The organism is Saccharomonospora iraqiensis subsp. iraqiensis (assembly GCF_000430445.1).
Classification (GTDB): Bacteria; Actinomycetota; Actinomycetes; order Mycobacteriales; family Pseudonocardiaceae; genus Saccharomonospora; species Saccharomonospora iraqiensis.
Map to the genome: position 1 here is coordinate 2,379 of NZ_KE387064.1, position 7,783 is coordinate 10,161.

General features: G+C 64.0%; 8 protein-coding genes and 1 pseudogene. 1 reads left to right on the top strand and 8 read right to left on the bottom strand.

Annotation, left to right across the window (positions count from 1 at the left end; genetic code table 11):
• A pseudogene (locus tag ACTIR_RS21955) lies at positions 1-397 on the top strand (alpha/beta hydrolase); the annotation flags it as partial.
• 3 nt (positions 398-400) lie between these two features.
• Here the strand turns inward: ACTIR_RS21955 and ACTIR_RS25780 are convergent.
• The 8 genes from ACTIR_RS25780 to ACTIR_RS26355 form a co-directional block, all read right to left on the bottom strand.
• Entirely contained in the window at positions 401-766 is a 366-nt protein-coding gene (locus ACTIR_RS25780) for a hypothetical protein (RefSeq protein ID WP_154663675.1), read from the bottom strand.
• A gap of 97 nt (positions 767-863) precedes the next feature.
• A complete protein-coding gene (locus ACTIR_RS25785; RefSeq protein WP_154663676.1) occupies positions 864-3,320 on the bottom strand; it encodes a hypothetical protein in 2,457 nt (818 codons plus the stop codon).
• Positions 3,320-3,631 (bottom strand): type VII secretion target, encoded by a 312-nt coding sequence (locus ACTIR_RS25245; protein ID WP_084789336.1) that lies wholly within the window; start codon positions 3,629-3,631, stop codon positions 3,320-3,322. Before ACTIR_RS25245 ends, ACTIR_RS25785 begins: the two co-directional genes overlap by 1 nt.
• 151 nt (positions 3,632-3,782) lie before the next feature.
• Positions 3,783-5,117 (bottom strand): phosphoglucosamine mutase, encoded by a 1,335-nt coding sequence (glmM, locus tag ACTIR_RS0105725; RefSeq protein WP_026453551.1) that lies wholly within the window; start codon positions 5,115-5,117, stop codon positions 3,783-3,785.
• A gap of 475 nt (positions 5,118-5,592) precedes the next feature.
• Complete coding sequence (gene rpsI, locus ACTIR_RS0105730) at positions 5,593-6,063, bottom strand: 30S ribosomal protein S9 (protein ID WP_034238617.1); 471 nt, start codon at positions 6,061-6,063, stop codon at positions 5,593-5,595.
• Positions 6,064-6,077: 14 nt separating this feature from the next.
• On the bottom strand, positions 6,078-6,530 hold the full coding sequence (gene rplM, locus ACTIR_RS0105735; RefSeq protein ID WP_007025956.1) for a 50S ribosomal protein L13: 453 nt from the start codon (positions 6,528-6,530) through the stop codon (positions 6,078-6,080).
• 422 nt (positions 6,531-6,952) lie between these two features.
• Complete coding sequence (locus ACTIR_RS0105740; RefSeq protein ID WP_007025957.1) at positions 6,953-7,240, bottom strand: WXG100 family type VII secretion target; 288 nt, start codon at positions 7,238-7,240, stop codon at positions 6,953-6,955.
• A gap of 54 nt (positions 7,241-7,294) precedes the next feature.
• Entirely contained in the window at positions 7,295-7,612 is a 318-nt protein-coding gene (locus ACTIR_RS26355) for a WXG100 family type VII secretion target (protein ID WP_007025958.1), read from the bottom strand.
• Positions 7,613-7,783: the final 171 nt, after the last annotated feature.

A 7,783-nucleotide genomic window follows, 5' to 3' on the forward strand; every position in this document is an offset into this window, starting at 1 on the left:
CGCCGTCGCCACGGTCGCCGCAGCGCAGACCATGCCCCCGGCGACGAGGGCCGCCGCCGACGTCACGGCTCCGGGCCTGCACCTGGCCGCCGCGGACGACGTCGTCGCCCCCGCCACCGGCAACGCGGAGGCGATCAGCAAGGCCTGGGCGGGCCCGGTGCAACTGCGCACTTTGCCCAAGGCCACCCACCTCGGGGTGACCGAGGGCTACCACTGGAGCCAGCTTCTCCTGCAGGGCAAGCCGCAGCACTCCGTCCAGCGCACGGTGCGGGCCCTGTTCACCGCGTTCTTCCTGACCAAGCTCGCGGGCGAGGACACCTACCGCGACGTGTTCGACGCCGACCTCAAGGCCGCCCGGATCGACCACGACAACCGGGCGGCCCACCAGCACACCTGAGCACTACTGCATCCAACTGTTGTTGGAGAAGTCCTCGTCGTCGAAGTCGTCGTCGCTACGGCCCAAGGATGGCGCTGATCTCGACGACGGCTGATTGAACTGTGGCCGCTCCACAGATGAATGTGAGGGACTGACAAGGGGGCGTTGCTGTTCGACTTCGTCCTCGATTCCTCCGAACTGGAGTTCGGTATTTCGGGTGCTGCCCCGACCTATCCACTGGTTCTTCGCGTTCGGATCCTCCTCCTTCTTCCCTAGTTCTTTTTGCTCCTCCAGTTCCTTCAGTCGTTCGGCAGCCGCCTGCCCCCGCTCCCGAACTTGTAGGGCAGCTTCTTCAGAGCAACGGTTCGACTCATCGACGATGGCTGTCACACGGTTGTCCGTTCGCGATCGGAGTTCTGCCAGCCGCTCGGACAGACCTGTATACGCTCTTGAGGTCATAACTTCTGCCTCTTCAGCTTTCTGCCACTCATCGGGTGAAACGGACGGCAGATTCCGTTCCTAGGTCGCCGATGGTGCCACTGATTCGCACTGCATTAGTCACCACATCAAACAGATCGCCATGAATCGGGTAAGCGCTCGATGCCCTTTCTTCGTCACCGCTTTGGCCACCGCCCCCTGTGCCCCCTATGCCACCCATCATTCCCATTCCTCCACCCGATCCCGGACCTGCGGAAACTCCAGCTGCTGTGTCTCCACCCGGTGTGGCTCCGAGTCCGACTCCGGACGACGCAGATCGTTCGGACGAATCAGAATTCGCCTCTTTGCCAACGCCATCCGCAGTATGCTCGGCACCGACCGCCTGTGGGCGCGTCGTCGCCGATGTGCCGGACTCACCTCCGTCATCGGCGGACATCTCCGATGCGGACGTCATACTATTCGAGGCGTTTCCCGATAGGTCCCCCGACAGCGCTGGCGACGGCGAACCCCCTTCGAATGGCGTCGTTTCCATGGGATCAGTTCCGTTCGGATGTGATCCGGCGCCGTCGCCACCTTGTGCCCGCGTTGCACCTGTAGGCTGCTCGTCGAAACCATCCACCAAGGCGTTCGGTCGCACTTCGGCTTTTTCCGCACCGTGTGGCGCCGATCCTTCGCTCTCTCCACCGCCGAGCGTATAGGTGGCGGAGCCTCCCTCGCGGTCGTCAACGGTGACTAGAGTCGGCCCGTTAGGTCCTTCCGGACGTTCAGCAACGATCGTGATACTCTGGCCCTCGATGCGAATCTTCCCGTCCTCTCCAGGAAGATACACCTCCCCCTCTTCGATGCCGAGCCTGGAGGCGGATCCGTTTTCCATATTGGATTGTGCAGCGGCATACTCTTCACCGAAATCTAGCTCGTACTCACTTAGCCCTCCGTCCGCATTTTCAAGAGAAACAGTCATTTGACCGTTGCTATCCGGTTCGGACAACGTAAGTGTGTTGTCTCCCCGTTCGATAGTGAACTGTCGCAAAACATCGGCACCTTCAACCGCGTCACCGCCCACCGGATCGATCGGGAAGGCTTCGCCCGTCTGCGAATCGGTCTCTAATTCTTCACCGGTAACCGCATCCGCCATCTCCAGTCCGCTGCGGCCCACCCCCTCGGGAACTGATGCTTCTCCTCCAACGGCCGACGTTCCGGCGCCACCACTCGAAAGTTCGGGTGAAGCCGCCCCACTAGACCCGCCGATCCCTGCTCCTGGCGTTGCATTCGGGCCTCCACTTGGAAGAGCGTGGTGGGCAGACTTATCTATCGTTCCGCCTACCTCGAGCCCAGCGAACGGGCCGGCCCCGAGCTGCTCTCCAAGAAACCCGATTGCCTCGGCGTACTCCTTCTCGATAGCCAAAAGATGCTCTTTTGCTACGTTATGGAACGTACGCGCCTTTTGGTCGTAGTCTGCACAGATGTCATATAAAGCACCCTGCGAGTTTTTCAGATTTTCGCGCTTCTGCTCAAGGTGATAAAATTCGTTAGTCTGGTAACGATATTCTTTGATTCCTTCAATTTCTTTTGGCAGAGTTTTGACATTCTCGATATGCATATCGACTTGCGCCAGAGTCAGGCCAGCGAGCGTTCCGTCTTTCACTACATCGAAAATGCGCTGAGCCAGTTTCTGCACATTATCTTCGAGATAGGATGAGAACTCTCCAACTCCTTCGCCAGCTTTCTTCAAGGACTCCGATAACTTATCCGCACCTTGCGCCAAGCTCTCATCAGCCCGCTTCGCTGATTCTTTCGCGGCACCGGTCCAGTCCTCAGTGTTATTTTTCCAAGATTCTGCAAGCGCATCTCTACCAACCGCAACCTTCTCGGCCGCAGCCTCAAGCGACCCGGAGTCGGCACGAAACGTTGCGAAATCAATTCCTCGGAATTCGGTCAGCCCCTCGCGCAGAGACTTCGGATCGACTCCCGCGTGCTCATACGATGCGGTTTGCGTCTCATCTTCACCACCTGTCGCGGCATTTATATCGAAGTCAGTAGGCTTAGAGGGTTCATTCTTCTGTTTCTCTGGGGCGAAGTCTACGAGCTTACTGGCGCCCTGGAAACGCTTATGCGACTGATCGAAAAACTCAAGGGCGGGTTGTAGCTGGTCGATTATTTCATCAGAGTTCGAGTAGCCTCCCTGGCCGATTGCTTGCTGCGCATCAAGAACCGAATACCACTTGTTCACCCGATCTAGAACGACACGCGCGTTATCTGCATTCTCGTGCACCGCCTGGCCGCCCTTTTGGACATCCTCGGCATCAAGTCCCAAGTCTGCCGCATACCGTTCGACTTCCGCTACACTCATCCGCCCAGCATTAACGAGTGCATATAACAACTTCCCTCGATCTTCATCAGAGAGTGCAGGATCCCGAAGCGCCTCTTCCATGCGGTCAACATCCGCACGGGTGAACCCCTCCTCATCGAAAATCTCCCGCTGCCTCTCCGAGCTGACGTACGCCATCAGGAATCGCCTCCCTTCAGGGAAATCATTTGACCGCTGACTGCTTCACCGTCTTCATATGCCTTAGCAGCTTTCGAAAAGTTCTCGCCGAGTTCTCCGGCTTTTTCACCATAAGTAGTAACACTTTCCCGATACTTTTCAATCACATCGGTGTACTTATCCGCTACATGTGGCCAAGCCTTTCCCACGGTGGCTTCAGATACGCCAGTGTTGAGCCTTTCGCCCGCCTTCTTCAACTCTTCACTTACTTGAACATAGGTCGTTCCTGCCGCGCCTAGCTTGCCTGGGTCGACGGTGTGTCCGCCTGTCACAGTGAACCCCTTACGATCATGACGAGCACAAACCCATCGTTGGACGCACACTGGTCGGATCCGGTGCCGTCGCTGCACGAATAGATTACCGCTTCACCTCGCGCGGTGACTCGGAAAGAGGCGACTTGGCTTGTACATACTGGTCGACCTGTCAGCAGACCGACGAGACGACCCCGGCCAGCCGGTCGGCCGCGACCTGGGCCGTCTCGGCATCCGGGGCCTCGACCATGACCCGGACGAGTTGTTCGGTGCCCGAGGGCCGCAGCAGGACACGGCCCGTCTCGCCGAGTTCGGCCTCGACCGAGTCGACCGCCTCCTTCACGGTGGGCGAACCCGTCACGGTGGTCTTGTCCGTCACCGGCACGTTCACCAGCACCTGGGGTAGGCGGCGCATGACCCCGGCCAACTCGCGTAGCGGGTCGCCCGTCTCCGCGACGCGGCTCATCAGGCGCAGCGCGGTGAGCAGGCCGTCGCCGGTGGTGGCGTATCCGGGCAGGACGACGTGGCCCGACTGCTCGCCGCCGAGCGAGTAACCGCCCGCGCGCAGTTCCTCCAGCACGTACCGGTCCCCGACGGCGGTGCTGCGCACCGTAATACCCTGCTCCCGCATCGCGAGGTGCAGACCGAGGTTACTCATCACCGTGGCGACCAGCGTGGTGTCCGCCAGTTCGCCGGCCTTGGCCATGCCGACGGCCAGCACGGCCATGATCTGATCGCCGTCGACGAGCTCGCCGTCGGAGTCCACGGCCAGGCACCGGTCGGCGTCACCGTCGTGGGCGATGCCGAGGTCGGCACCGTGTTCGACGACGGCGGCGCGCAGCGACTCCGGGTGGGTCGAACCGCAGTTGTCGTTGATGTTCACACCGTCGGGGTCGGCGTTCACCGCGATCACTTCGGCACCCGCCTTGCGGTACGCCTCGGGCGCCGCGAACGACGACGCGCCGTTGGCGCAGTCCACGACGACGCGCAGCCCGGTGAGGGGAGCCGGTGTGGCCGCGAGCAGGTGCGCGACGTACCGGTCGAGAGCGTCCTCCGCGTCGGACACGCGGCCGACCTGGGCGCCGGTCGGCCGGGTCGTGGCGGCGTTGAGACCGTCGGCGATCTCGTCCTCGATACCGTCCGGGAGCTTGTGCCCGCCGTCGCCGAAGAGTTTGATGCCGTTGTCGGCCATGGGGTTGTGCGAGGCGGAGATCATCACGCCGAGGTCGACGTCGAGGTCACCGACGAGGTAGGCCACGGCCGGTGTGGGCAGTACCCCGGCGCGGAGAACATCGGCGCCCGCGGAGGTGAGCCCGGCCACCACCGCCGCCTCCAGCATTTCCCCGCTGGCCCGGGGGTCCCGACCGACGACCGCCACCGGCCGGTGGGAGCGGTCGTGCTCGGCGAGGACACGGGCGGCACTGGCCGACACCGCCAACGCCAACTCGGGGGTGAGTTCGTCGTTGGCGAGGCCCCGGACCCCGTCCGTACCGAAAAGGCGAGCCATGTCGTCGACCTCCGTCAATCACGTGCATCTGCGACCCGACCGCAACAACCTAGCCACCCCACGATGCCCGCCCGAACCCCGGTCGGCCACACACCGCGTTCCGCGGGCTGAATGCGGTTCCCCCGACCCGACGACCCCGCCTGCGGACCCGCCCCCGCGCCGGCGCGAGCGGGCCTCCGGGGCGTTGACGACGTTCTGCGGGCGAACTGCGCACCCCGGCCACGCCCCGCCTCCCCCACGGCACCGGGAACGACGCACGGGACCTCGTGGAAGAGTTCGGGATCGTCGCCCCGGAGGGCTGTATCTGCGGGGGGCTCGCCGTGGAGGTGACGACAGTTCGCCCGCGAAACGTCGTCACCTCCACCGCCCCGTCGGACGGGACGCGCCGTGCGTCCGACGGGGCGACCGGGCCCGGAAATGAGTCGAGCGCCCACCCCGGTTGTCGGGTGGGCGCTCGACTCGGCTGTCGTGCGCGTCAGCGCTTGCTGTACTGCGGCGCCTTGCGGGCCTTCTTCAGGCCGTACTTCTTCCGCTCGATCTCGCGCGCGTCGCGCGTCAGGAAGCCTGCCTTCTTGAGCGCGGGCCGGTCGTCCCCGTCGATCTCGGCGAGTGCGCGCGCGATGGCGAGGCGCAGCGCACCAGCCTGCCCGGACGGCCCGCCGCCGTCGAGGGTCGCCACGATGTCGAACGACTCGGGCTTCTCGACCGTGTTCAGCGGCTCGCGGATCAGCTGCTGGTGAACCTTGTTCGGGAAGTAGTCCTCAAGGCTCTTCCCGTTCAACCTGAACTGGCCGCTACCCGGCACCATCCGCACACGGACGACCGCCTCCTTACGACGGCCCACCGTCTGCGCGGTGCCCCCAGCGGCACGAGACGGTTTCGGCGCGGCCGCCGTCTCGGTGGTCACGACCGCGTCGAAGGCGGTCTCGGTCTCGGTGCTGGTCACGAACTGTTCCTCACTCACTGGGTCACCTGAGCGATCTTGGTGATCTCGTGCGGCTGCGGCTTCTGCGCGGCGTGCGGGTGGTCCGGCCCGGCGTAGACCTTGAGCTTCTTGGCCTGGGCACGGCCGAGCTTGTTTTTCGGGAGCATACCCTTCACGACCTTCTCGACCAGGCGCACGGGCCGGGAGTCGAGCAGTTCGCCGAACGACTGCTTACGCAGGCCACCGGGGTAGCCACTGTGCCGGTAGGCGAACTTCTGCTCGCGCTTGTTGCCGGTGAGCGCCACCTTGTCAGCGTTGACGATGATGACGAAGTCACCGGTGTCCACGTGCGGGGCGTAGGTGGGCTTGTGCTTGCCGCGCAGCAGCGTCGCGACCTCGGTCGCGAGCCGGCCGAGCACGACATCCTCGGCGTCGATCACGTGCCAGGCACGAGTGACATCGCCGGGCTTTGGGCTGTACGTGGGCAAGGGTCTACCTCGTCGTCAACTTGCTTGTCAGGTCCGTGCGGGCTTCGCGCGTGCCGCTCCTGCACGCACAACAACACGTGAAGATACCCGGTTGCCGTGCGGTGGGTGAACGCGGGGTCGGCAGCAACTCCCCATCATAGCCCCCGTGCGCAGTCCCGGACCCGGACCCCCGGGAACGAGCCGCCGACCGGGCGACACCGACACGACGAACACCGACAGGGGCCAGCCCTCCGGCACGGAACGGGCCGCGAGAGCGACCGGCTCGTCACCACGCACCTGCTGAGGTGCCCCGCACCACCCGGAACCCGGTCGGTCACGGCCCGCTTACGGCGCGTCAGATCCCCGGCTCCAGCCACCACGACAAACCGGGCCCGTCCCCGACGGGGGGCGGGCCCGGTCACGCGCAAGCACACGGAGGGCGATCAGAACATGCCCTGGATGCCCTTGTCCGTCGCCTGGTAACCGTCGGCGATCTGCGGCAGCGCGGTCGCGATCTGCGCGAGCACCTGCTTCATCTCGTCCAGCGACTGGTTCCACTCGTTCTGGCACTGCTGCCAGGCCTCCATGGCCTCACCGGACCAGGAGTCCACCAGCGGAGCCAGCCGGGACTTGAGGTCCTCGAACAGCGCGTCCAGCTCGGACCCCGTCTTGTTGCAGTCCTCGGCGGCCGTGTGGATGGTCGCGTAGTCAACAACGATGCCGTTCGGCATTGTTCCTCCCGTTCAGTGCTGAAGTAGTCGGAGAGTGTCGGAAAGCGGCGCGGATCAGAGTCCGCCGAGCGTGTTGCCGATGTTGCTGATGGCGGAGTTCTGCTCCTCTTCCGCCTGCTGGTACTTGACACCCGACTGCTGGAGGAGCTCACCGATGTTGCCGAGCGCCTCGTTCAGCTTCCGCGTCTTCTCGTCGAAGGCGTTCATCACGTTCTGGAAGGCCTTGGCGGCCTCGCCCTGCCAGCCCGCCTGCGTCGCCTCGATGTTGTTCCGCAGCGTGTTCAGGTTCTGGTCCATCTGACCCTTGATCTGGTCGACGTCCTGGTACGCCTGCTGGAACTGTTCCGGTGTCCCGGTGAAACCGCCTGCCATCGGGAGTACCCCCTTCGCTCGTGATGGTGCCGTACTGGTTCGTACCGGCGCTACGACGCAGACAGTGCCACGGCCGGTTCCGCACTGTCGCGGGAATACCCGAAGTCGTTGCTCGCGCGAACGCCCCGGGCCGCGCGGCGGCCGCGCCGGCGCGGCCGCACCACGTTCCGC

Excerpts from the sequence above, each read along its gene's own strand:
- ACTIR_RS25785 (WP_154663676.1), bottom strand. The coding sequence starts at position 3,320 with ATGGCGTACGTCAGCTCGGAGAGGCAGCGGGAGATTTTCGATGAGGAG.
- glmM (WP_026453551.1), bottom strand. The coding sequence starts at position 5,117 with ATGGCTCGCCTTTTCGGTACGGACGGGGTCCGGGGCCTCGCCAACGAC.
- ACTIR_RS0105740 (WP_007025957.1), bottom strand. The coding sequence starts at position 7,240 with ATGCCGAACGGCATCGTTGTTGACTACGCGACCATCCACACGGCCGCC.
- ACTIR_RS26355 (WP_007025958.1), bottom strand. The coding sequence starts at position 7,612 with ATGGCAGGCGGTTTCACCGGGACACCGGAACAGTTCCAGCAGGCGTAC.